The sequence below is a fragment of the Streptomyces sp. NPDC056160 genome (assembly GCF_042268205.1).
In the GTDB taxonomy this organism is placed as follows: domain Bacteria; phylum Actinomycetota; class Actinomycetes; order Streptomycetales; family Streptomycetaceae; genus Streptomyces.
Genome location: NZ_JBHJUW010000014.1, coordinates 72,381 through 98,718, shown reverse-complemented (window position 1 = coordinate 98,718; position 26,338 = coordinate 72,381). Strand labels below are relative to the sequence as shown.

Genomic DNA, 26,338 nt, shown 5'->3' with positions numbered 1-26,338 from the left:
AGGCATCGGGGGGGGGGTGCGAAACCGGTACGTGGTGGGGCCGGCGGACGCCCGCCGGCCCCTCCTCGGTGCTCTCTTGTGGTGTCTCTTCGCTCCGTGCCGTGCCCCGGGTGGGTCAGAACGTGCCCAGCTTCACGATCGACAGCAGGGCGATCAGCTGGATCGCCGACGCGCCCAGGGCCTTCGGCCAGGGCAGGTCGTGGGAGCGGCTGACCATGAGGGTCAGCAGGGTGCCCCCGGCGACCCAGGTGGCCCAGCCGAGGATCTGCACGAACCCGGCGTCGCCGCCCAGGAACATGGCGAAGATCAGGCGGGGCGCGTCCGTGAGGGACATGATCAGCATGGACAGGCCGACCGTGGGCTGCCAGGCGCCGTCGCCGCCGAGCTGGCGGGCCAGGGAGTGGGTGACCACGCCCAGGACGAAGGCACTGATCACCATGGCCACGGCCGTGATCAGCACGATCGGGACCGCGTTGGAGAGGGTGGCGTTGATCGCGTCCTTACGGGCGCCGTCGAAGCCGAAGACCGCCAGCAGGCCGTAGAGGAACGTCACGACGAGGGCGGGGCCCCACATCGTGTAGTCGCGCATCTGGAGGAACGTCTGGTCGGGCGCGGCGACGATGCCGCGCAGCAGTTCCTTCCAGTGCAGGCGGGGGCCGATGGGGCCGACCGGGGCCGAGCCCGCTCGGTAGGTCTCGCCCTGCGAGTACGGGTCCTCGCCGATCGCGAAGGCCTGGGTGTGGCCCGGGTTGTCGGCCGCGTAGGGGTCGGGGCCGCCGTGGGGGGCGCCGTCACCGAAGTACTCGGGCTCGCCGTGCCCGCCGTACCCGTCGCCGGCTGCCTGGGGCCACTGGGCCTGGGGCCCTCCCGCCCCGCCGCCCGCGCCGCCGCCGTACTGCGGCCGGCCGGGCTGGGGGCGGCCGTGCGGCGGCCGGCCGTACTGTGGTTGCTGCTGCGGGTACGGCTGCGGCGCCGACGGGTAACCGTACGACGGTGCCCGCGGCGGCGTCTGCTGCCCGTGCGGGGGTTGTTGGGGGCGCGCTTGCGGGGCACGGTTGTCCCGGCCGCCGCGTCCGATCCTGAATCCAGCCACGTCGTCGAACGTACCCGGTCCCGCTGGGTGGCGTGCGGGGCCCGGGCGCCCGGCCCGGCTTTGCGGCCGAGCTGTGACATCCCCTAGGGGAGCCACCGGACGCCCCTCAGGGTGGCCCGCAGGCCCCCGGTGCCCAGGCGTTCCGGGAGCGTTCCAGGGGTGTCCCAGGGGGTGCTCCGGGCGGTTCCGGTGTCCCAGGGGCAGGATGGAACCATGAGCGTAGTCAAGATCAACGTACTGACCGTGCCCGCCGAGCAGCGGGAGACGCTGGAGAAGCGGTTCGCCTCGCGGGCGCACGCCGTCGAGAACTCCGACGGGTTCGAGTGGTTCGAGCTGCTGCGTCCCGTCGAGGGGACCGACACGTACCTCGTCTACACCCGGTGGCGGGACGAGGCGTCGTTCCAGGCCTGGATGGAGGGGCCGATGAAGTCCGCCCACCAGGGCACCGGCGGCGAGGGCGGGGGCCAGGGCGGCGAGCAGCAGCCGAAGCCCGCGGCCACCGGCTCCACCCTGTGGTCCTTCGAAGTCGTGCAGCAGGCCGCGCCCAAGAGCGAGTAGACAGCGGCCGGCCCGAACTCGGCGCGACTTGGCCGGACCCGCCGCGGCTCGGCCCGCACGCGACGACGCGGTGACACGACGACGCCCCCATGTCCGTACGTATGGACATGGGGGCGTCGCTGTCGGGCGGCGCGGTGCCGGACGTGTCCGCCGGGGCGTTACTTCACCGGCTCCGGCTCCGGCGCGCTCTCGCTCTCCGGCCCGCCCGCCGGGGGCTCGTCGACCGGCGTCCTGACGGAGTCCAGCAGCAGCTGGGCCACGTCGACGACCTGGACGGACTCCTTGGCCTTGCCCTCGTTCTTCTTGCCGTTGACCGAGTCGGTGAGCATGACCAGGCAGAACGGGCAGGCCGTGGAGACGATGTCCGGGTTCAGGGAGAGGGCCTCGTCGACGCGCTCGTTGTTGATGCGCTTGCCGATCCGCTCCTCCATCCACATCCGGGCGCCGCCGGCGCCGCAGCAGAAGCCGCGTTCCTTGTGGCGGTGCATCTCCTCGTTCCTGAGGCCCGGGACCTTGCCGATGATCTCGCGCGGGGGCGTGTAGATCTTGTTGTGGCGGCCCAGGTAGCAGGGGTCGTGGTAGGTGATGATGCCCTCGACCGGGGTGACGGGGACGAGCTTGCCCTCGTCGACGAGGTGCTGGAGCAGCTGGGTGTGGTGGATGACCTCGTAGTCGCCGCCGAGCTGCGGGTACTCGTTGCCCAGGGTGTTGAGGCAGTGCGGGCAGGTGGCGACGATCTTCTTCGCCGACTTCGGCTTCGCGGACTCCGGCAGGACCTTGCCGTCGTCGTCCATCTCCTCGCCGAAGGCGGCGTTGAGGGACATGACGTTCTCCATGCCCAGTTCCTGGAACAGCGGCTCGTTGCCGAGCCGGCGTGCCGAGTCACCGGTGCACTTCTCGTCGCCGCCCATGATCGCGAACTTGACGCCCGCGATGTGCAGGAGCTCGGCGAAGGCCTTCGTCGTCTTCTTCGCGCGGTCCTCCAGGGCGCCGGCGCAGCCGACCCAGTACAGGTACTCGACCTCGGTGAGGTCCTCGATGTCCTTGCCGACGACCGGGACCTCGAAGTCGACCTCCTTGGTCCACTCCAGGCGCTGCTTCTTGGCCAGGCCCCAGGGGTTGCCCTTCTTCTCCAGGTTCTTGAGCATCGTGCCCGCCTCGGAGGGGAACGCGGACTCGATCATCACCTGGTAGCGGCGCATGTCCACGATGTGGTCGACGTGCTCGATGTCCACCGGGCACTGTTCGACGCAGGCGCCGCAGGTGGTGCAGGACCACAGGACGTCCGGGTCGATGACGCCGTTCTCCTCCACCGTGCCGATCAGCGGCCGCTCGGCCTCGGCGAGCGCGGCGGCGGGCACCGAGGCGAGGGCCTCCTGCGACGCCTTCTCCTCGCCCTCCATGCTCTTGCCGCCGCCGGCCAGCAGGTAGGGGGCCTTGGCGTGCGCGTGGTCGCGCAGCGACATGATCAGCAGCTTGGGGGAGAGCGGCTTGCCGGTGTTCCAGGCCGGGCACTGCGACTGGCAGCGGCCGCATTCGGTGCAGGTGGAGAAGTCGAGCAGGCCCTTCCAGGAGAAGTGCTCGACCTGGGAGACGCCGAAGACGTCGTCGTCACCGGGGTCGGTGAAGTCGATCGCCCTGCCGCCCGAGGTCATCGGCTGGAGCGCGCCCAGCGCCGTGGAGCCGTCGGCCTCGCGCTTGAGCCAGATGTTGGGGAACGCCAGGAACCGGTGCCAGGCCACGCCCATGTCGGTCTTGAGCGCGACCGTGATCATCCAGATGAAGGAGGTCGCGATCTTCAGGCCGGCGAAGAAGTAGGTGAGGTTCTGGAGCGTGGAGACGTCCATGCCGCGCAGCCAGGAGACCACCGGGTACGAGACGAAGAACGAGGCCTCGTAGCCGTCCACGTGGTGCTGGGCGCCCTCCAGGGCGTGCAGCATGAAGATGCAGACGCCGACGATGAGGATGACGGCCTCGACGAAGTACGCCTGGCCGAAGTTGGAGCCCGCGAAGCGCGACTTGCGGCCCGGCTTGTCCGGCCGGCTCAGCTGGCGGATGACGATCAGGACCAGGATGCCGAGCGTCGTCATCGTGCCGAGGAACTCGACGAAGACGTTGTACGGCGCCCAGTCGCCGATGACCGGCAGGATCCAGTCGGCCTTGAAGAGCTGGCCGATCGCATTGACGATCGTCAGCAGCAGGGAGAAGAAGCCCACCGCCACGAACCAGTGCGCCACGCCGACGATGCCCCAGCGGTTCATCCGGGTGTGGCCGAGGAACTCCTTGACCACGGTGACGGTGCGCTGTGTGGGATCGTTGGTCCGGGTCCCGGCGGGCACGGACTGCCCGAGCCGCATGTAGTTGTAGATCTGCCAGACGGCGCGGCCGAACAGTGCCACGCCGACCACGATCAGGACCAGCGACACGATGATCGCGGCGAGTTGCATTGGGGCTCCTGTGAGGCGGCCTCGAAATTACTAAGCGGTAACTTATGCAGTCCGTCTGAGACTACCCTCATCCTCCTTCGCAATGTAGCCGGGCGTGAGGTGATCTGGGTCGCTGAGGGTTGCCTGACGGCTGCTCGAGAGGTGGCCGGAGATTCGGTCGCGGCCCCTCGGCGACCCGGCCGTGGCCCGGCCGTGGTCCTCTCGGGGGCCTTTCCGGCGGGCCGGGTGACGGTCCGATGTGGTGGCGCTCGGGGATCCGATCCTGTTCTGATCGTGTTATTCACACCCGATCGCCCGATATGCCCCTAATTTAAGAACCGTGCTCTACGGGATCGCCACCGCCACCGCCGCCCTGTTCCTCGCCGCCTTGCTCTCGGCCCTGCTCCGGGTGCCCGCGCTGCGGCTCGGGCTGGTCGACCGGCGGCGGGTGCGGCCGGTGCCGCTGCTGGGCGGTGCCGCCGTGGTCGGCAGCACCTGCCTGGTCGCCGCGGCGGGCGGCTGGACGGGTGCCGCTCCGCTGAGCGACGGCGTGGGCAGGCTGCTGGCGGCCGGCGCGGGGGTCGCGGTGCTCGGGCTGGTCGCGGACGTCTGGCGGCTCAAGACGTGGCTGCTGCTGGTGGGGTCGGCGATCGCGGCGGCTTTCGTGGTTCCGTACGACGAGACCGGGGTGCCCGCGGGGATCGCCGCGGTGGTCTGGATCGCCTGCGCCGCCGCCGCCTTCCGGGGGCTCGACCACGTCGACGGCCTGGCCGGCACGGTTGGGGTGCTCGTCGCCTTCGGCGTGGGCGTGTGCGCGGCGGCCGAGGTGATGGACGACCTCGCGGTACTGCTGAGCCTGCTCGCCGCCGCCCTCACCGGCTTCCTCATGCACAACTGGCATCCCGCGCGGATCGCGTTCGGCGCGTGCGGCTCCCTGTTCACCGGCTTCGTCCTCGCCGCGTCGGCCGTGCTCGTCCGTACGGGGTACGACGCGGGGTCCACCGCGGCCGTGCTGTTCGCGCTCACCGCCACGGCGACCGCCGACGCGGTGCTCGTCGTCCTCTCCCGGCGGCTGGCGGGCAGGCCGGTGGTACGCCGGGGCCCCGACCACCTCGGCCACCGGCTGCGCCGGCTCGGCCTCACCCCGCCGGGCACGACCGTCCTGCTCGGCACCGTCACCTTCGGCACGGTCCTCGTCGGCGTCCTGGTGCACACGGGCTGGCTCGCGCCGGTGAGCGCACTGTGGACGGCCGGGGTGCTCCTGCCGGCCGTCCTCGGGCTGCTGCGCGTACGGGTGTACGGCCCGCGCCGGCACACCGGCCAGTACGTCACCGGCACCCGTACCGGAATCCGTAGCGGCACCCGTACCGACGCCCGAACCGGAATCCGTACCGGTGCCGGTCTCCGGGCCCCGTCGACCTCGTCCACCGGCGTCTACGCCGGCCGGACGCGGGCAGGAGCAGGCGGCAGCGGGAGTGGGGACGGAGACGGCGGACTCGGTGGAAACAGCGGCAACAGCGGCACTGGTGGAAACCGGCCAGAAAACGGAAGAGGGAACGGAAGAGCAAACGGAATCGTGGTCGGCCGCGGGAGCGGGCAGGTGCGCCGGAGTGGGCGCGGGCGCGGGAAGGGTACGGGCGCGGGTGCGGCCCTGAGCGCCCTGAGGGCCCTGGGCGGTGGTGCGCGAGGTCTGCGGACGCCGGACTCCGCAGGCGGCCCCCGTGCCTCGGCCGCGTCCGGCGCGCGGGGGCCCCGGTCCTCGGTGTCCTCGATGCCCTCGGCCTCCGCGTCCTCCGCGTCCTCCGTCGACGGTCTCCGCAGCCCGGCGGCCGGTCTCCGCGGCCCGCGGACGGCGGCGGCCGACCTCCCGGCCGGCGTGCGGAGTCCCCGGGGCTACGGGGACTACGGGGACTACGGGGACTACGGGGGCTTCCGGGACCCCGTCGACGTGCGTCCCCCCGGCTCCCGGGGGCGGTACGGCCCCCCGGGAACCCCTCGTCCGTCACTCGGATATCCGCTTCCTCCGCCGCAGCAGAGCGCGTCGTCGCAGGTCAGGGAGGCATTGCGTGTAAGGGATGGATAAGAGTTGAGTCTCGTCGGCTCATGTCTGTTGACCCGGACGCGGCCGTCGTGCACACTTGAGTCCGTTGCACTCAAGTCAGCTGGAGGAATTCACCATGGCACGTGCGGTCGGCATCGACCTGGGCACGACTAACTCCGTCGTCAGCGTTCTGGAGGGCGGCGAGCCCACCGTCATCACCAACGCCGAGGGTGCCAGGACCACGCCGTCCGTCGTCGCCTTCGCCAAGAACGGTGAGGTGCTGGTCGGCGAGGTGGCCAAGCGTCAGGCCGTCACCAACGTCGACAGGACCATCCGGTCGGTCAAGCGCCACATGGGCACCGACTGGAAGATCAACCTGGACGGCAAGGACTTCAACCCGCAGCAGATCAGCGCCTTCGTGCTGCAGAAGCTGAAGCGGGACGCCGAGGCCTACCTGGGCGAGAAGGTGACCGACGCGGTCATCACCGTCCCGGCGTACTTCAACGACGCCGAGCGCCAGGCCACCAAGGAGGCCGGCGAGATCGCCGGTCTGAACGTCCTGCGCATCGTCAACGAGCCGACCGCCGCCGCCCTGGCGTACGGGCTCGACAAGGACGACCAGACCATCCTCGTCTTCGACCTCGGTGGCGGCACCTTCGACGTCTCGCTGCTCGAGATCGGCGACGGCGTCGTCGAGGTGAAGGCCACCAACGGCGACAACCACCTCGGTGGTGACGACTGGGACCAGCGTGTCGTCGACTACCTGGTCAAGCAGTTCCAGTCCGGTCACGGCGTGGACCTGTCCAAGGACAAGATGGCCCTCCAGCGCCTGCGCGAGGCGGCGGAGAAGGCCAAGATCGAGCTGTCCTCGTCCACCGAGACCTCGATCAACCTGCCCTACATCACCGCGTCCGCCGAGGGCCCGCTGCACCTGGACGAGAAGCTCACCCGCGCCCAGTTCCAGCAGCTGACCGCGGACCTGCTGGAGCGCTGCAAGACGCCGTTCCACAACGTCATCAAGGACGCCGGCATCTCGATCAAGGAGATCGACCACGTCGTCCTGGTCGGCGGCTCCACCCGTATGCCCGCCGTCGCCGAGCTGGTCAAGGAGCTGACCGGCGGCAACGAGGCCAACAAGGGCGTGAACCCGGACGAGGTCGTCGCCATCGGCGCCGCTCTCCAGGCCGGTGTCCTCAAGGGCGAGGTCAAGGACGTCCTGCTGCTCGACGTCACCCCGCTGTCCCTCGGTATCGAGACCAAGGGCGGCATCATGACCAAGCTGATCGAGCGCAACACGACCATCCCGACCAAGCGCTCGGAGATCTTCACCACGGCCGAGGACAACCAGCCGTCGGTGCAGATCCAGGTCTACCAGGGCGAGCGTGAGATCGCCGCGTACAACAAGAAGCTCGGCATGTTCGAGCTGACCGGTCTGCCGCCGGCGCCGCGCGGCGTCCCGCAGATCGAGGTCGCCTTCGACATCGACGCCAACGGCATCATGCACGTGACCGCGAAGGACCTGGGCACGGGCAAGGAGCAGAAGATGACCGTCACCGGTGGCTCCTCGCTGCCGAAGGACGAGGTCGACCGCATGCGCCAGGAGGCCGAGAAGTACGCGGAGGAGGACCACGCCCGCCGCGAGGCCGCCGAGACCCGCAACCAGGGCGAGCAGCTCGTCTACCAGACGGAGAAGTTCCTCAAGGACAACGAGGACAAGGTCCCCGGCGAGGTCAAGACCGAGGTCGAGGAGGCCGTCGCCGAGCTGAAGGAGAAGCTCAAGGGCGAGGACACCACCGAGATCCGCACCGCCACGGAGAAGGTCGCCGCCGTCTCCCAGAAGCTCGGCCAGGCGATGTACGCCGACGCCCAGGGCGCCCAGGCCGCCGGCGGTGCCGGTGAGGCCGGTGCCTCCCAGGCGAAGGCCGACGACGACGTGGTGGACGCCGAGATCGTCGACGACGAGCGCAAGGACGGTGCCGCGTGACGGAGGAGACCCCGGGCTTCGACGAGCAGCAGCCCGACGTCCCCTCCGGCGCCACCTCCGACGACGCCGAGCCGAAGGCCGCCTCCTCCGCAAAGGAGGAGGGGGCGGCCCCGGCCGGGGACGCCGCTCAGTCGGCCGGTCTGACGGCCCAGCTGGACCAGGTACGCACCGCGCTCGGTGAGCGCACCGCGGACCTCCAGCGGCTGCAGGCCGAGTACCAGAACTACCGGCGCCGGGTCGAACGGGACCGCGTCGCGGTCAAGGAGATCGCCATCGCGAACCTCCTGACCGAGCTGCTTCCCGTACTCGACGACATCGGGCGGGCACGGGAACACGGCGAACTGGTGGGCGGTTTCAAGTCCGTCGCCGAGTCGATGGAGACCGTGGCGGCCAAGATGGGACTGCAGCAGTTCGGCAAGGAGGGCGAGCCCTTCGACCCGACGATCCACGAAGCCCTGATGCACAGCTACGCGCCGGACGTCACCGAGACGACCTGCGTGGCGATCCTGCAGCCCGGGTACCGGATCGGCGAGCGCACCATCCGCCCCGCGCGGGTGGCGGTGGCCGAGCCGCAGCCGGGCGCGCAGACGGTCAAGGCGGCGGACGAGTCCGGCAAGGACAAGGCCGCCGAGCAGACCGACGACAAGGACAGCGGTGGCCCGGAGGAGGGCTGACGTAATAGGCATCGACGCACGAGAGGAGGGACGTCGGGGATGAGCACCAAGGACTTCATCGAGAAGGACTTCTACAAGGTCCTCGGCGTCCCCAAGGACGCCACCGAAGCCGAGATCAAGAAGGCGTACCGCAAGCTCGCCCGCGAGTACCACCCGGACGCCAACAAGGGCAACGTCAGGGCCGAGGAGCGCTTCAAGGAGATCTCCGAGGCGAACGACGTCCTCGGCGACCCCAAGAAGCGCAAGGAGTACGACGACGCCCGCGCCCTCTTCGGCAACGGCGGCTTCCGTCCCGGTCCCGGGGCGGGCGGCGGCTCCTTCAACTTCGACCTGGGCGACCTCTTCGGCGGCGGCGCCCAGGGGGGCGGCGCGTCGGGCGGCTTCGGCGGCGGGATCGGTGACGTCTTCGGGGGCCTGTTCAACCGGGGCGGCGCCGGAACCGGCACGCGGGCCCAGCCGCGGCGCGGCCAGGACATCGAGTCCGAGGTCACGCTGAGCTTCACGGAGGCCATCGAGGGCGCCACGGTCCCGCTGCGGATGTCGTCGCAGGCGCCGTGCAAGGCCTGTTCCGGCACCGGCGACAAGAACGGCACGCCGCGGGTGTGCCCGACCTGCGTCGGCACCGGGCAGGTGGCGCGCGGCTCCGGCGGCGGTTTCTCGCTGACCGACCCGTGCCCGGACTGCAAGGGCCGCGGTCTGATCGCGGAGAACCCGTGCGAGGTCTGCGCGGGCTCCGGGCGTGCCAAGTCGTCCCGGACGATGCAGGTCCGCATCCCCGCCGGGGTGTCGGACGGGCAGCGGATCCGGCTGCGCGGCAAGGGCACTCCGGGCGAGCGCGGCGGCCCGGCGGGCGACCTGTACGTGGTGGTCCACGTCGGGGACCACCCGGTCTTCGGACGCAAGGGCGACAACCTCACGCTCACCGTGCCGGTCACGTTCGACGAGGCCGCCCTCGGCGGCGAGGTCCGCGTGCCCACGCTCGGCGGGCCGCCGGTGACGCTGAAGCTGCCGCCGGGCACGCCCAACGGCCGGACGATGCGCGCCCGCGGCAAGGGCGCGGTCCGCAAGGACGGCACCCGCGGGGACCTGCTGGTCACCGTCGAGGTGAGTGTTCCCAAGGATGTGGCGGGGAAGGCTCGGGACGCGCTGGAGGCGTATCGCGAGGCGACCGCGGGCGAGGACCCGCGGGCGGAGCTGTTCGAGGCCGCGAAGGGAGCATGAGGGAGATGGACGGCCGCCGACGCAACCCGTACGAACTGACGGAAGACACACCGGTGTACGTCATCTCCGTGGCGGCGCAGCTGTCCGGACTGCACCCGCAGACCCTCCGCCAGTACGACCGGCTGGGCCTGGTGTCCCCGGACCGCACCGCGGGCCGGGGCCGGCGCTACTCGGCCCGCGACATCGAACTGCTCCGCCAGGTGCAGCAGTTGTCGCAGGACGAGGGCATCAACCTGGCCGGCATCAAGCGGATCATCGAACTGGAGAACCAGGTCGCGGCGTTGCAGTCCCGGGTCGCCGAACTCCAGGCGGCCCTGGAGGGCGCCGCGGCCACGATGCGCCAGCGCGAGGCCGCCGTCCACGCCTCCTACCGCCGGGACCTCGTCCCGTACCAGGAGGTGCAGCAGACCAGTGCGCTGGTGGTGTGGCGGCCCAAGCGGCAGCAGTCCTCGGACTGACGCGCGCGGATACGGCTGACCCGCACTGACCCGCACCGGCCCGCCGTTCGCACGGCGGGCCGCCCGCGCACGGCCGACAGGGGCCCGGAGAGATCCGGGCCCCTGTCGCTTGTTCGCCGCAGGTCAGACGCGGGCCGCGCGGCGGCGACGGGCGCCGATCCAGGCGGCGGCTGCGCCGAGCGCGACGAGGACGCCGGCGAGGGCGCTGTAGAGCCCCGTGGAGGAGGCGCCGGTGTGGGCGAGCGAGCCGCCGCCGGCAGCGGTCGTGAGGGTGGTGCCGGCGCCGCCGCCCGTGCCGCCGCCGGTGGCACCGGCCGGGGCCGTGGTGGAGGCGGTCGCGGTGGGCGCGGCGGAGGACGAGCCGGGGCCGGAGGGGGTCTTGGCCGGGGAGGCGGAGGGGGCGGGGGTGCTCGTGGCGGGGTTCTCGGGACCGGCCTTCACCTGGACTGCGGCGCCGTTGAACTCGTAGGAGTCACCCATGGAGTAGGCGGCCCGCAGCGGGAAGGAGATCTCCTTGCCGATGGAGGTGTTGAAGCTCAGCGAGAAGTACAGCTTGAGGTCCTCGGGGCCCGATGCGGCGCCGAAGCCCTTGGGCAGCGGGGGAAGCTCCCAGACACCCCCGTCGGTCTGCTTCATCGTGACGATCTTGCCGCCGACCTCCGCCTCCAGGATCAGGCGGTTGCGCAGGGTGCCCGACGGGGTGGGCCCGTCGACGTAGACCGTGCGGTTCACCTGTGCCGGGAACTCGCCCGGTCCCGTGGCCCTCGTGGTCAGTACGAGGCTCGTGCGCTTGCCGGGCCGCGCTACGACCCCGTCCCACTTCCACGAGGTGTTCAACCGGCCCGGCTTCGTCTCCGGCTTGGTCTTGAAGACGACCGTGTCGCCGGCCGGGCCGGCCTCGACGTTGTTGCGGATGCCGTCGGCGGTCAGCGTGAAGTCGCTGTCGTTGGTGGGGTAGTGGGCGCCGAGGCCGACGGTGACCTTCCAGGTGAACTCGGCCTTGGCCGGGATCGAGAAGGACGAGGAGGCGTTGCCGGTCGCCGGGTAGAACAGGCCCTGCCACTGGCCGTCCTGCTGTCCGACCATGGACTTGGTGGCCGGCGCGTCGAGCGCGGTGACCCCGAAGACGACGGAGTCCGACAGCAGCGGGCTCGGGCCCTTCGCCTTGCCGTTGAGCCAGGCCGCGAAGTCCTGTGCCTTGTCGGAGGAGTTGGTGACCGTGAGCGTCATCGACTCGGTCGCACCGCCGCGCTCCAGCGGGCCGCTGGGGGTGGGCGCGCCGAGGGTCATCCGCAGCGGAGTGGCACCGGCCTGCTCGGCGGCGCCTGCGGTGGCCGGGACGAACACGGCGCCCGCGACGGCGGCGACGACGGTGGTGGCGGCCAGCGTGCGAATGCGGCGGGCGGTGGCGGAACGAGTGGGCATGGTGGATTTCCCCCCGGGAATCGACAGGGCACACGGCACACGGCACGGCGGGCGGCAGTGGGCCGGAAAAAGAGCGAAGAGATGAGAGAGGTGCCGCTTGCCGACCGGTCTTGCATTCCCCCCGGCGGCTCGCGGTGTGTTCATCTTCACTCAGAGTTCGTTCGTGATCGATCTGCACTTCGTCACCGCTTCGCCACAACGGGCGGAAGGACAGGTTCAGCTCCGCTCGCTCAGTCCTCGCCCGCTCCCCGGAGGTCTTTGCCCTTCGATGGCCCTTCGACGGGCCGATCCTGAACCACCGTGCGCTCCGCACCGGGTGGAGGGTCCGTGAAGAGTGCCGGAAGGGGGTTCCGCGAGCTTCCGCAAAGCCTCCACACAGAAAGCGGAGCGTGGTGTTGTCATCTCGTTAAGTGGTTCCGCTTGACGCCGATGGGCCCCGACGCGTTGGCTTTTGAGCCACCTGGGCCACAATGCTGCGCCCGCGTCCGGAAGGCACCAGAAGTGAGCACCTCGATGCGTCGTATCGCCATGGCCGTGGCCGCGTCCACGCTGACCTTCCCGCTGGCCGCCTGCGGGGCGCTCGGAGGGTCGGGGAGCAGCAGCAAGGCGAGCCCGACCAAGGGCAACGACCTGACGGTGGGGCTGCTCCTGCCCGAGACGGCGAACACGCGCTACGACCGCTTCGACGCGCCTGCCCTGAAGAACAAGGTCGCCGAACTGACCCGGAAGCAGGGCAAGGTCGAGTACGCGAACGCCGGGGCGAGCGCGAGCCGGCAGCTGAGCCAGATGCAGAAGATGATCGACGGCAAGGTCGACGTCATCGTGCTCGACGCCGTCGACGCGCACGGCATCGCCGGGCAGGTGAAGAAGGCCAAGGACGCGGGCATCCCGGTCATCGCCTACGACCGGCTCGCCGAGGGCCCCATCGACGCGTACATCTCCTTCGACAACGATCTGGTCGGCGAGGTGCAGGGCCGTTCCCTGCTGGAGGCGATGGGTTCGCAGGCGTCCAGCTCCGCCAAGGTCGTCATGATGAACGGCTCGCCCACCGACCCGAACGCCAAGCAGTTCAAGGCGGGCGCCGTCGCCCAGCTGAACGGCAAGGTGACGATCGCCAAGTCCTACGACGTCAAGGACTGGAAGGCGGAGATCGCCCAGGCGGACATGGCCAAGGCGATCGAGGCGATCGGCAAGAGCGACGTCGCCGGCGTCTACGCGGCCAACGACGGCATGGCGGGCGGCGTCATCGCGGCGCTCAAGGAGGCGGGCGTGACGAAGCTGCCGCCGGTCACCGGGCAGGACGCCGAACTCGCCGGGGTGCAGCGGATCGTGAGCGGCGAGCAGTACATGAGCGTGTACAAGTCCTACCCGACGGAGGCCGAGAACGCCGCCGAGATGGCCGTCGCCAAGGTCCAGGGCAAGGACATCCAGTTCGACTCGCTGACCCGGGACCGGGTCGACAGCCCGACCACCAGGAACATTCCGTCGCAGATGGTCTCCGTCGTCGCGCTGACCAGGAGCAACATCAAGGAGACCGTCATCGCCGACGGCATCTACAAGGCGTCCGACATCTGCACGGCCAAGTACAGCGCGGACTGCGCGGCGATCGGCCTCAAGTAGCCGCGCCGGCAACGGTGGTACCGGGGGTCCCCCGTACGGGTCGCTCCGCGGTCGCACGGTGCCGCAGGCCCTGGTGCGGGGCCTGCGGTCGAGGCCCGTACATACCGGGCGTGAACGGTGTTTTCCGGGGGTCGTGCCGCCGGAAGCCGTGTTGCACAGCCGGTCCGGGCCGCGCATAGTTGCGCTGCGGAACCACGCGGAAACCGGGGGTGTGATGGGCCATGGCCGGGCACGGGGCGCAGGAGCATCCTCACGGCGCCGACCGACTGTGCGAGGCGGGGGACCGCGTGTACTCCCGGGCCGTACGGCGCGGCCGGGTGCCGCGCGGCGACGCCGATCCGGTGCCCTGCCTGCTTGAGCTGGCGCTGCTGCACCCGGACCCCGACGACATGGACTTCCTGGTGCCGACGGCGCCGCAGGAGGTCATGACGCGGCTGCTGCGCGGGATGTACGACGAGGTCAGCGAGAGCCACCGGCGGGTGGGCTCGGCGGTGGCCGCCTTCGAGCGGTACGCGGGCCTCGGCCGTCAGGTGCGGGTGCCCGCCGCGGGCGCCGAGGGCAGCGCGATCCGGGTCCTGGACGGGCTGTCCCGCATCCAGGCGGCGATGGACGAGGCGACCCAGGTGTGCACGCGGGAGGTGCTGACCGTGCAGCCCGGCGGGATCCGCCGGGAGCACGAGCTGTCGGAGGGGCTGCCCAGGGCGCTGGCGCTGCGCGCCCGCGGGGTGCGGATGCGCGACCTGTACACGCATGTGGCCCGGCACGGCCAGGGCCTGCTCAACTACATGGAGCTGATGGGCGACGCGGCCGAGGCGCGCACGCTGGACGAGGTGATCGACCGGCTGATCCTCTTCGACCGTACGGTGGCCTTCATCCCCGCCAGCGCCGATCACACGATGGCGCTCGAGCTGCGCCACCCGGCGCTCGTGGAGTACCTGGTGACGGTCTTCGAGCGGCAGTGGCGGCTGGCGATCCCGCTCACCGCGCCGCTGCCGGACACCGGCATCGAGGGCATCTCCCACCGTGAGCAGTCGATCGCGGCGCTGCTGGCGGAGGGCCACCAGGACGCGGTGATCGCCGAGCGGCTGGGTATCAGCGTGCGCACCTGCCGGGCCCACATCGCCCGCCTGTCGGAGACGCTGGGCGCGGCCAGCCGCACGCAGTTGGGGGTGCGGATCGCCCAGGCGGGGCTGGACGGGCCGCCGCGCGCGGTCGGCGCGGGCACGGTCGGCGTCCCCGCGGCGCCGGGCCGCAGGTCTCCGACCGTCCGCTGAGGCGACCGTGCGCCCGCCTTGGGTTTCAGGGTTCCTGCTTGAGGATCCCGGACTGGGCGATGAGGAAGCCGAGCTGGGCGCGGCTGCCGCTGCCCAGGGCGGTGGCCAGCTTGGCGATGTGGGCGCGGCAGGTGCGGACGTTCATGCCGAGGCGGCGGGCGATGGCCTCGTCGACGTGGCCCTCGACGAGGAGTTTGGCGATGGAGTGCTGGATCTCGGTGATGCCGTCGGGCGCGGTCTCGTAGGGTGTGCCGGCGCTCAGCGGGACGGCGCGGCTCCACATGAACTCGAAGACCTTGATCAGGTAGCGGACCAGGCCGGGGTGGCGCAGTTCCAGCGCGACCTGCTGGTCGTCCCTGGTGGGGATGAAGGCGACCGTCTCGTCGCAGACGATGAGGCGCTCGACCAGTTCGTCGATGGAGCGGTACTCCACCTTGCCGTCGGCGAGCCGGGCGGCGTAGGCGAGCTTCTCCTGGCTGTAGCGTGCGGTGTGCTGGTAGAGGGTGCGGATCCTGACGCCGCGCTCGATCAGGGGGCGGTCGCGTTCCAGGCCGCGCAGCACGCTGCGTTCGGATACGCGGTCGCTGGGCTGGACGGTGAGCATCTCGGTACGGCACTGTGCCGTGGCGAGGTTGAGCGCGGTGTTGATCCGCTCGCCGCCCTCCAGGACGGTGATCGAGTCGCCGCCGGAGGTGGCCTGGGCGCTCAGGGCCATGAACGGCTCAAAGACGTCTGCGAGGTCGCCGGCCGCCCGGCGGCGTTCGGTGATCTCCCGCTCGATGGGATTGAGCCGCTGGGCGAGGGCGAGTGCCGGGGGCACGGGGCGCAGCCAGTCCGGGTCGTCCGGATCGGGATGGAGCAGGGCGAACTCGATCAGACAGGGTGCCGGTTCTATCTCCGTGCGGGCGATACGTCCCGCACGGAGGGCTGCCGCGTAAAGGCGGCTGCCGTCCCCGCACAGCTCGCTCATCGCATGGGGATGTGTCGGATTTATGTGATTCGTAGTCAAATCTCCACCCCCCAGGGTCCTGAACATGCAGGAACATGATGCACCGATTGTGTGGCCATGACGTGCCCGAATGAGCCATCGTCGTACGTGACGGGGGAAAAGGGGACCTTCAAGTGAGGACGAAGCCGATTATGGGTAACAAACTGCTTCGCTCGGTGCTTGTCGCCGCCTTCTCCGCCGTTGTGGCCCTCGGCGCGCTGAGTGGCATCCACGGTGCGAAGAGTGATGTTCAGGCGAACAGCACCTGGCCGTCGGTGGCCGTGAACTCCACCACCTCGGGCAATGGCGCCGCTGCGACAGATGGAGCCGGGAGTTGATGTGACCACACCACCCGACGACCGTTCCTTCCGCCGTGAAATGGCCACCGCCTACCGCTCCGGCTGGCACTTCATCGACCTGATCACCGCCATCCCCCACAGTGGTGACTCGCTGATGGTGACCGTCTTCGGAGAGCCGGTCGTCGTGACGCGGGACGAGGACGGTGACGTACGGGCCTTCCGGTGCCTGCGGCGTCCTCGGGGGGCGCCGCAGCCCGTACGGTGTGCCATCCGATACGGAATGATCTTCGTGAACCTGGACCAGCGGGACCACCGGCAGGTGGCGCCGGAGCCCGCCGACATCAGGACCATCTCAGCCACCCCCCGCAGTGCCTGACGCGATTCCCCCGTCGTAACAGATCGCTCAGGTGCTTCCCCCCGCAGCGGCGTCACCGTGACCTGAACACGGTGACGCCGCTGCAGTTTCATGGGGATTTCCGCGGATACCGCCGTTTTTCTGCTCTGGCTGGAAAAGGCCCCTGGTCGCGCTCGCGCTCAGCCGCGGCCCAGCGCCCGGGTCAGCTCGATCTCGATCACCACGCGCAGCGGGTTGTGCCGCGGGGTGCGCTGGTAGCGCTCGGTGTAGCGGCGTTCCGCCTCGGCGATCCGCTCCGGTTCCGTGCGGACGCGGGCGCGTCCCTCCAGCGTGGCCCACCGCCGGCCGTCCACTTGGCACACGGCCACGGGGGTGCCGTCCTCCCCGGCCGCCAGCACGTTCCTCGCCTTGGCGCTCGTGCTGCTCGTGATCACCCGTGCCAGCCGCGCCTCGGGGTCGTACGTCACGCCGACCGGCACGACGTGCGGTGTGCCGTCGAGGCGCAGAGTGGTCAGGGTGCACACATGCCGTTCCCGCCAGAAGGTGAGGTACGGCACGTCGGGAGCCCCCGGGTCGAGGGTGTACGTCGTGGTGGCCATGGCAAGAATGTATGCGGCGAGCGCCTTGAGTGGAATAGACTCAACTTTGTGCACGTTGTTTGAGTCAGTACTGGGAGACTGGCAGACCGCTGACGCCGAGGAGGAGAGAAGCGACCGTGGACGCCGAGCTGACCAACAGGAGCCGGGACGCCATTCAGGCGGCCGGCAACCGGGCCGTGTCCGGGGGACACCCCGACCTGACCCCCGCCCACCTGCTGCTCGCGCTGCTGGAGGGTCAGGACAACGAGAACATCGTCGACCTGTTGTCGGCCGTCGACGCCGACCAGGCGTCCCTGCGTGCGGGCGCCGAACGGGTCCTCGCGTCGCTGCCCAGCGTGACCGGGTCCACCGTCGCGCCGCCGCAGCCCAACCGCGAGCTGCTGGCCGTGATCGCGGACGCGCAGAACCGGGCGCGGGAGTTGGGCGACGACTACCTTTCCACCGAGCACCTGCTGATCGGCACCGCCGCGAAGGGCGGCGCGGCCGGCGAGGTGCTCACCGGTCAGGGCGCGAACGCGAAGAAGCTGCAAGAGGCGTTCCAGAAGGCGAGGGGAGGGCGCCGGGTGACCACACCCGACCCCGAGGGCCAGTACAAGGCCCTGGAGAAGTTCGGCACCGACTTCACGGCTGCGGCGCGTGAGGGCAAGCTGGACCCGGTCATCGGCCGGGACCAGGAGATCCGCCGCGTCGTGCAGGTGCTGTCGCGGCGCACGAAGAACAACCCGGTCCTCATCGGTGAGCCCGGCGTCGGCAAGACAGCCGTCGTGGAAGGGCTCGCCCAGCGGATCGTCAAGGGCGACGTGCCCGAGTCCCTGAAGGACAAGCGGCTGGTCGCCCTCGACCTCGGAGCGATGGTCGCGGGCGCCAAGTACCGCGGCGAGTTCGAGGAGCGGCTGAAGACCGTCCTGGCCGAGATCAAGGACTCCGACGGCCAGATCATCACCTTCATCGACGAGCTGCACACCGTCGTCGGCGCGGGCGCCGGCGGCGACTCCGCCATGGACGCCGGCAACATGCTCAAGCCGATGCTGGCCCGCGGTGAGCTGCGCATGGTCGGCGCGACGACGCTCGACGAGTACCGCGAGCGGATCGAGAAGGACCCGGCCCTGGAGCGGCGCTTCCAGCAGGTGCTGGTCGCCGAGCCCAGCGTCGAGGACTCCATCGCGATCCTGCGCGGACTCAAGGGCCGCTACGAGGCCCACCACAAGGTGCAGATCAACGACTCCGCGCTGGTGGCCGCCGCGACCCTGTCCGACCGCTACATCACCTCCCGCTTCCTGCCCGACAAGGCCATCGACCTCGTCGACGAGGCCGCCTCCCGGCTCCGTATGGAGATCGACTCCTCGCCCGTGGAGATCGACGAACTCCAGCGCGCCGTCGACCGGCTGCGCATGGAGGAGCTGGCCCTCGACAAGGAGACCGACGCCGCCTCGCGCGACCGGCTGGAGAAGCTGCGCCGCGACCTCGCCGACAAGGAGGAGGAACTGCGTGGCCTGACCGCACGCTGGGAGAAGGAGAAGCAGTCCCTCAACCGGGTCGGTGAGCTGAAGGAGAAGCTGGACGACCTGCGCGGCCAGGCCGAGCGCGCCCAGCGCGACGGCGACTTCGACACCGCCTCCAAGCTGCTGTACGCCGAGATCCCGGAGCTGGAGAAGGAACTGGAGGCCGCCTCGCGCGCCGAGGAGGAGGCCGCCAAGGACACCATGGTCAAGGAGGAGGTCGGCCCCGACGACATCGCCGACGTGGTCGCCTCCTGGACCGGCATCCCGGCGGGCCGCCTGCTGGAGGGCGAGACGCAGAAGCTGCTGCGCATGGAGGACGAGATCGGCAGGCGCCTGATCGGGCAGACCGAGGCCGTGCGGGCCGTCTCCGACGCCGTACGCCGCAGCCGCGCCGGCATCGCCGACCCGGACCGGCCCACCGGCTCGTTCCTCTTCCTCGGCCCGACCGGTGTCGGCAAGACGGAACTGGCCAAGGCGCTCGCCGACTTCCTCTTCGACGACGAGCGGGCGATGGTCCGCATCGACATGTCGGAGTACAGCGAGAAGCACAGCGTGGCCCGGCTGGTCGGCGCCCCGCCCGGATACGTCGGCTACGAGGAGGGCGGCCAGCTCACGGAGGCGGTCCGCCGCCGCCCCTACAGCGTCGTCCTGCTCGACGAGGTGGAGAAGGCCCACCCGGAGGTCTTCGACATCCTCCTCCAGGTGCTCGACGACGGCCGCCTCACCGACGGCCAGGGGCGCACGGTCGACTTCCGCAACGCCATCCTGGTGCTGACCTCGAACCTGGGCAGCCAGTTCCTGGTCGACCCCGTGACGAGCGAGGCGGAGAAGAAGGAACAGGTCCTGGAGGTGGTCCGTGCCTCCTTCAAGCCGGAGTTCCTCAACCGCCTCGACGACCTGGTGGTCTTCTCCGCGCTCACCAAGGAGGAGCTGAGCCGGATCGCGAAGCTCGCCATCGAGCGCCTCGCCAAGCGGCTCTCGGAGCGGCGCCTGACCCTGGACGTCACCCCCGAGGCCCTGGCGTGGCTCGCAGACGAGGGCATGGACCCGGCCTACGGGGCCCGGCCGCTGCGCCGCCTGGTGCAGACCGCCATCGGCGACCGCCTCGCCAAGGAGATCCTGTCCGGCGAGATCAAGGACGGCGACACGGTGCGCGTCGACCGCTTCGGCGAGGGGCTGCTGGTGGGCCCCGCGACCGGCAAGACGCTGTAACCGGCCGACCGCGCGCGACGGCCCGCCACCCGCCCGGTGGCGGGCCTTCGCGCGCCATGGCGGGCGTGCCCGTCCGCGTCCGGCCGGGGACGGTCCGGCCGGGGCGGCCACCCGTCCGGCCGGATCGTGTCAGCCCAGGGCTGACAAGACCGCCGGGGCTTGCCACGCCCCGCCCCGCATGGTGGAGGATGGCAGGATCCGTACGAAGGGAAAAACACGGTGAGCATCGACCCGTCCTCGATTCCGAATTTCGGGGGCCAGCCCGAGCCGCAGTCCCAAGGACCGGCGGGCCCCGTCGTCCCGGATCAGGACCTCGTGAAGCAGCTCCTGGACCAGATGGAACTCAAGCACCTCGTCGACGAGGAGGGTGACCTCGTCGCGCCGTGGGAGCAGTTCCGCACGTACTTCATGTTCCGTGGCGAGGACGACCAGCAGGTCTTCTCGGTGCGGACGTTCTACGACCGGCCGCACAAGATCGACGAGAAGCCCCAGCTGCTGGAGGCCATCGACGACTGGAACCGGCGCACCCTGTGGCCCAAGGTCTACACGCACACCCACGACGACGGCACCGTCCGCCTCATCGGCGAGGCGCAGATGCTGATCGGCATGGGCGTGAGCATCGAGCACTTCGTCTCCTCGACGGTCAGCTGGGTGCGGGCCGCGCTGGAGTTCGACCGCTGGCTCATCGAGCAGCTCGGCCTGGAGGGCGAGGGCGGCGAGGCGGACGGGCCGGAGGACGGCGACGCCGAGGCGTGACAGCCGCCCAGCCGCCTACAGCGGTGTGTGCGTGATCGCCAGCAGATACGCACCGTAAGCGAACGAGAGCCCGGTCAGGGCACAGGCCGGAACGGCCGCGTGCCAGGGCCGGGCTCTCGCCGTGCGCACCAGGACCCGCGCGAGCGGGAGCAGCAGCGGGAAGGCGGGCAGCAGGAAGCGCGGCTTGCACTGGAAGAAGCCCGAGCCGCCGCAGGCCACCACCAGGAGCGCGCCGCTGTAGGCGACCAGGGGCAGGGGCGCGCGGTCCAGCACGAGCAGCGCGTACAGCAGCAGGCCCGCGGCGACGATCGTCAGCGCGCCGAAGAACAGGAACGCCTCCTTGTGCAGCAGCAGGTGCTTGACGAAGCGCAGGGCGCCCACCCCGAAGTCGAAGCGGGAGCCCCACAGCCGCTGCAACCGCAGGTATCCGCCGAGCGGGTCACCGGTGCGGTGCCCCACCCACAGGACGTAGCCGGCCCAGCCCAGCGGGGCCAGCGCGGCGCCCGTCCACAGCCTGTGGGAAACACGACTCCGGCTTCGGTACACCGCCGCGCCGGCCGCGGCCAGCACCGCGACCGCCACGGCCAGCCCGTTGGGCCTGGCCAGGCCGGCCAGCGCGGCCAGCGCGCCGGCGCGCACCCAGTGCCCGGCGAGCACCGCGTACAGCGCCCAGGCGGCGCAGGCCGTGAGCACCGGCTCGCTGTAGCCCATGGACAGCACGACCGAGTGCGGCAGCAGCCCCCACAGCACGGCGAGGGCGGTACCGACGGCGCGTCCGTGCAGCCGGGCGCCGACGGCGTAGATCCCGCCGGCGGCCACCGCGGCGGCGCACCAGGCCACCACCAGCCCGGCGCCGCCCCCGCTGAGCGGGGTCAGCAGGCGCAGGGAGCGGATCAGTGCCGGGTACAGCGGGAAGAACGCCAGGTCGTCGTGGACGACGCCGGGCCGGGGGCGCTCGACGAAGCCGTAGCCGTGGGCGGCGATCCGCAGGTACCACGGGGAGTCCCAGGACCGGGCGAGCAGGGCGACGGGGTGCCTGCCGTGCGTCCACGCGGTCACGGCGAGCACCGCAGCCCCGGCGGCCCGGACCGCGACGAACAGGGCGGCGGCCGTGACGGCGGGCCGGAGCAGGGCCTTCCGTGCGGTGTCCGGCTCGGCGGCGGGCGGGGACGGTGGCAGGGTGCTGACACTGGTCACATCGGCATACTGCGGGACGAAGCGGACGCAGGCTGCGGTTGTTCGGCCGGTCGGCGGAAGCCGCCGTCCCCCGGACATTCGAACGCGCCCGGGCGACGTGGCCCCGACCGGGACGGAACCCGGGTCAGGACGCCAGGCCCTGGAGGCGGGCGGTGGCCTCCTGGAGGACTTCCTCCTTCTTGCAGAAGGCGAAGCGGACCTGGGCGCGGCCGGCGTCCGGGTCGTCGTAGAAGACGGAGTTCGGGATGGCGACCACGCCGCAGCGTTCGGGCAGGGCGCGGCAGAAGGCGTAGGCGTCCTTCTCGCCGAAGGGGGTGATGTCGGTGGTGATGAAGTACGTGCCCTGCGGCTGGTACACCTGGAAGCCGGCGGCGCGCAGGCCCTCGCCGAGCAGGTCGCGCTTGCGGTGCAGGTCGGCGCGGAAGCCGTCGAAGTAGGAGTCCGGCAGGCGCAGCGCCTCGGCGATCGCGTACTGGAACGGGCCCGCGCTGACGTACGTGAGGAACTGCTTGGCGCTGCGGACGGCGGCGACGAGCGGCGCGGCGGCCGTGACCCAGCCGACCTTCCAGCCGGTGAAGGAAAACGTCTTCCCTGCCGAGGAGATGGAGACGGTGCGCTCGCGCATGCCGGGCAGGGTCGCCAGCGGGTGGTGGGTGCCGTCGTAGACCAGGTGTTCGTACACCTCGTCGGTGATCACCAACAGGTCGCGTTCGACGGCGAGTTCCGCGACGGCCGCCAGCTCCTCGCGGGTGAGGACCGTACCGGTCGGGTTGTGCGGAGTGTTGATCAGCAGCAGCCGGGTCCGGTCGGTCACGGCCGCGCGCAGCTCGTCGAGGTCCAGCCGGAACGCGCCGTCGTGCGGGCGCAGCGTCACCGGCACCCGGCGTCCGCCCGCCATCGCGATGCAGGCCGCGTAGGAGTCGTAGTACGGCTCCAGGGCGACCACCTCGTCCCCGGGTTCCAGCAGGCCCAGCAGGGCCGCCGCGATGGCCTCGGTGGCACCCGCCGTGACCAGGACCTCCGTGTCCGGGTCCCAGGAGAGGCCGTAACGCCGCTGCTGGTGGTCGGCGACGGCCGTGCGCAGCTCGGGGACGCCCGGGCCCGGCGGGTACTGGTTGCCGCGTCCCTCGCGCAGCGCCCGCACGGCGGCCTCGCGGATCTCCTCGGGGCCGTCGGTGTCGGGGAAGCCCTGTCCCAGGTTGATGGACCCGGTCGAGGCGGCCAGGGCGGACATCTCGGCGAAGATCGTCGTCCCGAACTCGGCGAGCCTGCGGTTGAGGAACGGGCGTGCGCTGGAGGTCATGCGGGACATCCTGCGCTCAAGCTCTGGAGTTCCTCAAGTGTGCTTTGGCCGAGGTGGCGTCCGGGCATCTCCCGGTCACGCAACGAGCGAGGCGCCCACGGGGGGCCGTTTCGGGGGACCTCCGGGGGAGCGTCCCGGGGGATCGGAAGGAGCGTGACGCCATGGTCTTCGCAGTCCTCATGGCGCTGGTCGCGATGGCGGTGGCCGGCTGCCTGGTTTCCGCCGGGCGCCGCAGGCGCCGGGGCGCGGGCCGGGTCCGGCTGACCAAGCGCGGGCGGGCGGGGTCGTACAGCGCGGGCGGCGGGAGCGCCGGGGGTGCCGGCTGGTGGGCGTCGTCGGACAGTTCGTCGGGCGGCGGTTCGTCGGGGCATCACTCCGGTGGACACCACTCCGGGGGGCATCACTCCTGCGGGGGGAACTCGTGCGGCGGGGGTTCGTCGTGCGGCGGCGGGTCCTCGTGCGGCGGGGGTTCGTCGTGCGGCGGCGGGTGCGGGGGCGGCTGACCCGGGCGGCGGCGCCTGGTGGTGAGCGGGATGTGCCGTTCCGGTGTGCGGTCCGGCGCGCCGAGACGCGCGCCCCTCTGTGCGCCGTGGCGCACGCCGTGGTTGAACAGTTGAGCAGGTAGGCCCTCTGAGGGATGGAAACCCTACGAAGTTGGGTAAAAAGGCTGTGGCGGCGCCGCTGTTCATGATTCGCTCTACCTCGCCGACGCAGCCCCCAGGACATCCTCCACACCTCTTCCGAACTGGTTCTGAACCGGGTTCCGAACCGGGGTGACGGGCCGTCCTCCCCGTGCCGACCGGGGTGCGCCGGGTCCCGACCCTCCTCTCTTCTGCGTGCTAGCGGAGCCGATCCATGCTCACCACCCTGAACACCTCCTACACCGATACGCGCGCGGCCGACCTCGCCTGGGCCCTGGGGCGCGAGCCGCTGCCCGCCCTGGCCGTGCTCGACCTCGAAATGTCCGGGGTGAAACTCCAGTTGAGACTGCTCGGCGCCTCCCACCAGGTTCTCGTGGAGGAGGAGCGGGGCGCCTGTTCGGAGACGGTCGCGTGCATCGCCGGATCCAGCACGCCCCTTCCCCTCGGCGTCGCCAAGCGGGTCGGCGACTGGGAGTACGAGTTCGCCGCGCGCGTCGAGGAACTCACTCCCGGCTCCTTCGCGGGCCGCGCCCAGGAGTTGCTCGCCCTCGTCTCCGACCACCCGCACGGCCTCGCCGGTGTCTTCCCGGGCAGCCCGCACGCGTTCACCGCGATGCTGGCCCAGCGGCAGGACGGCCAGGTGCACTGGCGCACCTGGCACGCCTACCCGCAGGACGGCCAGTTGGTGGCGACCCGCACCCGGGTCGGCGCACGCCGGCCGGCCCCGGCCGCCGTCGACTGAACGCGGCCGGACCCCACCGCGCGGGCAACTCCCGTTTCCACACGTGTGGGTGACGCTGCGTGCCACAACAGTGACGTAACGTCGCAGTCGTGATCGAACCGCACGCCCCGGCCCCGCCCCGCCCGGCCCCGCCCCGCCCGGCCCCGTCCTGTCCGGTGTCGTCCCGGAGCGGCCCCGTCCGGTTGCCCGTCCGGCCGGGGACCGGGCGGTTCCTCGTCCTCGCGGGCGTCTTCGTCTGCGCGGCCTGCGGCCTGGTGTACGAACTCGAACTGGTCGCCCTGGCCTCGTACCTGATCGGCGACTCGGTCACCCAGGCCTCCGTCGTGCTGTCCGTCATGGTGTTCGCCATGGGCATCGGCTCGCTCGCCGCGAAGCGGCTGCGCCGGCACGCCGCCATCGGCTTCGGCGCGATCGAGGCGACCCTCGCCCTCGTCGGCGGCCTGAGCGCCATGGCGCTCTACGCCGTCTTCGCCTGGACCGGCGCCTGGGGCGGCCTGTGGGCGAACGGCCCGCGCTGCCTGCTCGTCGGTTTCTCGCTCGCGATGGGGCTGCTGATCGGCGCCGAGGTGCCGCTGCTCATGGAGCTGATCCAGCGGATCCGCCGCCAGGACGCGGGCGGCGCGGTCGCCGACCTGTTCGCCGCGGACTACGTCGGCGCGCTCGTCGGCGGCCTCGCCTTCCCCTTCCTGCTGCTCCCGCTGCTGGGCCAGCTGACGGGCGCGCTGCTCACCGGCGCGGTCAACGTGGTGGCCGGCGGCAGCCTCGTCCTCGGGCTGTTCCGCCGGGACCTGACCCGGCGCGCCCGCTGGCTGCTGCTCCTCGCCAACCTCGCCGTGCTCGGCCTGCTGGCGTCGGCCGCCGTCATGGTCGGCGACTTCGAGCGGGCCGCGCGGCACGCGGTGTACGGCGGCGACGTGCGGGTGGCCGTGCAGACGGGCGTCCAGGAGGTCGTCCTGACCGGCGGCACCCCGGGCCGCCCGCTGGACCTCTTCCTGGACGGGCGGCTGCGGGTCGCCGGTCAGGACGAGCGCCGATACCACGAGGCGCTCGTCCACCCCGCGATGACCGGCCCGCACGCGCGCGTGCTCATCCTCGGCGGCGGCGACGGCCTCGCCGCGCGCGAGGTGCTGCGCCACCCCGGTGTCCAGCGGGTGGACCTGGTCGAACTCGACCCCGCGGTCGTCCGCCTCGCCCGTACCGACCCGGCGCTGTCCCGGCTGAACGGCCACGTGTACGGCGACCGGCGCGTCCACGTGAGCACCGCCGACGCCTTCGGCTGGCTGCGCCGGGCACCGGCGTCGGCGTACGACGTCGTGATCGAGGACCTGCCGGATCCGGGCATCACGGCGAGCACGAAGCTGTACGCACAGGAGTTCTACGGCCTGGCGCGGCGTGCGCTGGCGCCCGGCGGACGGCTGGCGGTGCACGCGGGGCCGTTCTCCGCGCGCCCGCGCGTGTTCTGGACGGTGGAGGCGACCGTGCGCGCGGCCGGACTGCGGACGGTGCCCTACCGGGTGAGCGGCCGTGACTCGGGCTTCGCCGCGGGCCCCGACCGCACGACCGGCGCGGCCCGCGCGCCCCGCGACTGGGGCTTCGTCCTGGCCGCCCGCACACCGCCCGCCCTGGCCCTGGACCGCCGGGCCCCGCGCCCGCGCACCCTCAGCGCGGCCACCCTCGCGGCGGACGCCCGCGCCGCGGCCCGCACCCGCGTCCCCGGCCTGCCGCCCTCGACCCTCGTCCATCCGCGGTACGCGGGCTGACGCAACGTTCCTGCGCGACGGGAACGGAAGACGAGGCGGGGGAAGCGGACCGGCGGGGCGCGGGGGCGGGCGGCCGGTCCCCCTCTCCCCCCGGGAGCGGGACCGGCCGCCGCACCTCCAGGCGTCCCCCGTCGGGCGGCCCCCCGTCCGGTTCCCCGCGCCGCCGTCGCCGCACGAACCTATGGGCGCCCGGAGCGCTGTGGAATCCCG

At 71.5% G+C, this 26,338-nt stretch carries 21 protein-coding genes; 14 read left to right on the top strand and 7 right to left on the bottom strand.

Annotated features, from left to right (window positions below):
* Positions 1-115 precede the first annotated feature (115 nt).
* A complete protein-coding gene (locus ACFC02_RS07905; RefSeq protein WP_376353719.1) occupies positions 116-1,093 on the bottom strand; it encodes a Yip1 family protein in 978 nt (325 codons plus the stop codon).
* Between the two features lie 213 nt (positions 1,094-1,306).
* Between ACFC02_RS07905 and ACFC02_RS07900 the strand changes: the two genes are divergently transcribed.
* Entirely contained in the window at positions 1,307-1,651 is a 345-nt protein-coding gene (locus ACFC02_RS07900) for an antibiotic biosynthesis monooxygenase (protein ID WP_360971377.1), read from the top strand.
* A gap of 158 nt (positions 1,652-1,809) precedes the next feature.
* Here the strand turns inward: ACFC02_RS07900 and ACFC02_RS07895 are convergent, their stop codons facing one another.
* Positions 1,810-4,098: a (Fe-S)-binding protein gene (locus ACFC02_RS07895; RefSeq protein WP_376353716.1), complete on the bottom strand. Its 2,289-nt coding sequence runs from the start codon at positions 4,096-4,098 to the stop codon at positions 1,810-1,812.
* A 319-nt stretch (positions 4,099-4,417) separates the two neighbouring features.
* Here ACFC02_RS07895 and ACFC02_RS07890 point away from each other — a divergent pair, with 319 nt between their 5' ends.
* The 5 genes from ACFC02_RS07890 to ACFC02_RS07870 all read left to right on the top strand — a co-directional run bounded on the left by ACFC02_RS07890 (position 4,418) and on the right by ACFC02_RS07870 (position 10,455).
* Positions 4,418-6,160: an MraY family glycosyltransferase gene (locus ACFC02_RS07890; RefSeq protein WP_376353712.1), complete on the top strand. Its 1,743-nt coding sequence runs from the start codon at positions 4,418-4,420 to the stop codon at positions 6,158-6,160.
* 94 nt (positions 6,161-6,254) lie between these two features.
* The gene (dnaK, locus tag ACFC02_RS07885) at positions 6,255-8,102 is read left to right on the top strand and encodes a molecular chaperone DnaK (protein ID WP_376353709.1); all 1,848 of its coding nucleotides are present in this window, start codon (positions 6,255-6,257) and stop codon (positions 8,100-8,102) included.
* Complete coding sequence (gene grpE / locus ACFC02_RS07880; protein ID WP_360971368.1) at positions 8,099-8,776, top strand: nucleotide exchange factor GrpE; 678 nt, start codon at positions 8,099-8,101, stop codon at positions 8,774-8,776. Before dnaK ends, grpE begins: the two co-directional genes overlap by 4 nt.
* Before the next feature lie 39 nt (positions 8,777-8,815).
* A complete protein-coding gene (dnaJ, locus tag ACFC02_RS07875; protein ID WP_376353705.1) occupies positions 8,816-9,997 on the top strand; it encodes a molecular chaperone DnaJ in 1,182 nt (393 codons plus the stop codon).
* A 5-nt stretch (positions 9,998-10,002) separates the two neighbouring features.
* Positions 10,003-10,455 (top strand): heat shock protein transcriptional repressor HspR, encoded by a 453-nt coding sequence (locus ACFC02_RS07870; RefSeq protein WP_360971451.1) that lies wholly within the window; start codon positions 10,003-10,005, stop codon positions 10,453-10,455.
* A 123-nt stretch (positions 10,456-10,578) separates the two neighbouring features.
* Here ACFC02_RS07870 and ACFC02_RS07865 read toward each other — a convergent pair whose 3' ends face one another.
* Positions 10,579-11,880 carry an LPXTG cell wall anchor domain-containing protein gene (locus ACFC02_RS07865; RefSeq protein ID WP_376353702.1) on the bottom strand — a complete coding sequence of 434 codons (1,302 nt, stop codon included), beginning with the start codon at positions 11,878-11,880 and terminating at the stop codon, positions 10,579-10,581.
* A gap of 513 nt (positions 11,881-12,393) precedes the next feature.
* On the opposite strand from ACFC02_RS07865, the gene ACFC02_RS07860 reads away from it, so the two are divergent.
* Together ACFC02_RS07860 and ACFC02_RS07855 are read left to right on the top strand one after the other, a co-directional pair.
* Positions 12,394-13,500 carry a sugar ABC transporter substrate-binding protein gene (locus ACFC02_RS07860; RefSeq protein ID WP_376353736.1) on the top strand — a complete coding sequence of 369 codons (1,107 nt, stop codon included), beginning with the start codon at positions 12,394-12,396 and terminating at the stop codon, positions 13,498-13,500.
* Positions 13,501-13,721: 221 nt separating this feature from the next.
* On the top strand, positions 13,722-14,774 hold the full coding sequence (locus ACFC02_RS07855) for a LuxR C-terminal-related transcriptional regulator (RefSeq protein ID WP_376353699.1): 1,053 nt from the start codon (positions 13,722-13,724) through the stop codon (positions 14,772-14,774).
* 25 nt (positions 14,775-14,799) lie between these two features.
* Here ACFC02_RS07855 and ACFC02_RS07850 read toward each other — a convergent pair whose 3' ends face one another.
* Positions 14,800-15,744 carry a helix-turn-helix transcriptional regulator gene (locus ACFC02_RS07850; protein ID WP_376353696.1) on the bottom strand — a complete coding sequence of 315 codons (945 nt, stop codon included), beginning with the start codon at positions 15,742-15,744 and terminating at the stop codon, positions 14,800-14,802.
* A 170-nt stretch (positions 15,745-15,914) separates the two neighbouring features.
* On the opposite strand from ACFC02_RS07850, the gene ACFC02_RS07845 reads away from it, so the two are divergent.
* Together ACFC02_RS07845 and ACFC02_RS07840 are read left to right on the top strand one after the other, a co-directional pair.
* A complete protein-coding gene (locus tag ACFC02_RS07845; protein ID WP_376353693.1) occupies positions 15,915-16,100 on the top strand; it encodes a hypothetical protein in 186 nt (61 codons plus the stop codon).
* A gap of 1 nt (position 16,101) precedes the next feature.
* Positions 16,102-16,437 (top strand): hypothetical protein, encoded by a 336-nt coding sequence (locus tag ACFC02_RS07840; protein WP_376353690.1) that lies wholly within the window; start codon positions 16,102-16,104, stop codon positions 16,435-16,437.
* 158 nt (positions 16,438-16,595) lie between these two features.
* On the opposite strand, the gene ACFC02_RS07835 is transcribed toward ACFC02_RS07840, so the two are convergent.
* Positions 16,596-17,015 carry a pyridoxamine 5'-phosphate oxidase family protein gene (locus ACFC02_RS07835; protein ID WP_376353688.1) on the bottom strand — a complete coding sequence of 140 codons (420 nt, stop codon included), beginning with the start codon at positions 17,013-17,015 and terminating at the stop codon, positions 16,596-16,598.
* Positions 17,016-17,131: 116 nt separating this feature from the next.
* On the opposite strand from ACFC02_RS07835, the gene clpB reads away from it, so the two are divergent.
* Positions 17,132-19,729, top strand: a complete 2,598-nt coding sequence (clpB, locus tag ACFC02_RS07830) for an ATP-dependent chaperone ClpB (RefSeq protein WP_376353685.1) — start codon at positions 17,132-17,134, stop codon at positions 19,727-19,729.
* 219 nt (positions 19,730-19,948) lie between these two features.
* Positions 19,949-20,485, top strand: a complete 537-nt coding sequence (locus ACFC02_RS07825; protein WP_360971347.1) for a YbjN domain-containing protein — start codon at positions 19,949-19,951, stop codon at positions 20,483-20,485.
* Between the two features lie 15 nt (positions 20,486-20,500).
* Here the strand turns inward: ACFC02_RS07825 and ACFC02_RS07820 are convergent, their stop codons facing one another.
* Together ACFC02_RS07820 and ACFC02_RS07815 are read right to left on the bottom strand one after the other, a co-directional pair.
* Complete coding sequence (locus tag ACFC02_RS07820; RefSeq protein WP_376353681.1) at positions 20,501-21,682, bottom strand: hypothetical protein; 1,182 nt, start codon at positions 21,680-21,682, stop codon at positions 20,501-20,503.
* A gap of 124 nt (positions 21,683-21,806) precedes the next feature.
* Positions 21,807-22,994 carry a pyridoxal phosphate-dependent aminotransferase gene (locus ACFC02_RS07815; protein WP_376353678.1) on the bottom strand — a complete coding sequence of 396 codons (1,188 nt, stop codon included), beginning with the start codon at positions 22,992-22,994 and terminating at the stop codon, positions 21,807-21,809.
* A gap of 846 nt (positions 22,995-23,840) precedes the next feature.
* Here ACFC02_RS07815 and ACFC02_RS07810 point away from each other — a divergent pair.
* Positions 23,841-24,368: a DUF2617 family protein gene (locus ACFC02_RS07810; protein ID WP_360971339.1), complete on the top strand. Its 528-nt coding sequence runs from the start codon at positions 23,841-23,843 to the stop codon at positions 24,366-24,368.
* Positions 24,369-24,457: 89 nt separating this feature from the next.
* On the top strand, positions 24,458-26,128 hold the full coding sequence (locus tag ACFC02_RS07805) for a polyamine aminopropyltransferase (RefSeq protein ID WP_376353674.1): 1,671 nt from the start codon (positions 24,458-24,460) through the stop codon (positions 26,126-26,128).
* Positions 26,129-26,338: the final 210 nt, after the last annotated feature.

What these genes read in the sequence shown, in the direction of transcription:
- ACFC02_RS07900 (WP_360971377.1), top strand. Translation starts at nt 1,307, where the DNA reads ATGAGCGTAGTCAAGATCAACGTACTGACCGTGCCCGCCGAGCAGCGG.
- ACFC02_RS07895 (WP_376353716.1), bottom strand. Translation starts at nt 4,098, where the DNA reads ATGCAACTCGCCGCGATCATCGTGTCGCTGGTCCTGATCGTGGTCGGC.
- dnaK (WP_376353709.1), top strand. Translation starts at nt 6,255, where the DNA reads ATGGCACGTGCGGTCGGCATCGACCTGGGCACGACTAACTCCGTCGTC.
- dnaJ (WP_376353705.1), top strand. Translation starts at nt 8,816, where the DNA reads ATGAGCACCAAGGACTTCATCGAGAAGGACTTCTACAAGGTCCTCGGC.
- ACFC02_RS07870 (WP_360971451.1), top strand. Translation starts at nt 10,003, where the DNA reads ATGGACGGCCGCCGACGCAACCCGTACGAACTGACGGAAGACACACCG.
- ACFC02_RS07865 (WP_376353702.1), bottom strand. Translation starts at nt 11,880, where the DNA reads ATGCCCACTCGTTCCGCCACCGCCCGCCGCATTCGCACGCTGGCCGCC.
- ACFC02_RS07860 (WP_376353736.1), top strand. Translation starts at nt 12,394, where the DNA reads ATGCGTCGTATCGCCATGGCCGTGGCCGCGTCCACGCTGACCTTCCCG.
- ACFC02_RS07855 (WP_376353699.1), top strand. Translation starts at nt 13,722, where the DNA reads ATGGCCGGGCACGGGGCGCAGGAGCATCCTCACGGCGCCGACCGACTG.
- ACFC02_RS07850 (WP_376353696.1), bottom strand. Translation starts at nt 15,744, where the DNA reads ATGAGCGAGCTGTGCGGGGACGGCAGCCGCCTTTACGCGGCAGCCCTC.
- ACFC02_RS07845 (WP_376353693.1), top strand. Translation starts at nt 15,915, where the DNA reads ATGGGTAACAAACTGCTTCGCTCGGTGCTTGTCGCCGCCTTCTCCGCC.
- ACFC02_RS07835 (WP_376353688.1), bottom strand. Translation starts at nt 17,015, where the DNA reads ATGGCCACCACGACGTACACCCTCGACCCGGGGGCTCCCGACGTGCCG.
- ACFC02_RS07815 (WP_376353678.1), bottom strand. Translation starts at nt 22,994, where the DNA reads ATGTCCCGCATGACCTCCAGCGCACGCCCGTTCCTCAACCGCAGGCTC.
- ACFC02_RS07810 (WP_360971339.1), top strand. Translation starts at nt 23,841, where the DNA reads ATGCTCACCACCCTGAACACCTCCTACACCGATACGCGCGCGGCCGAC.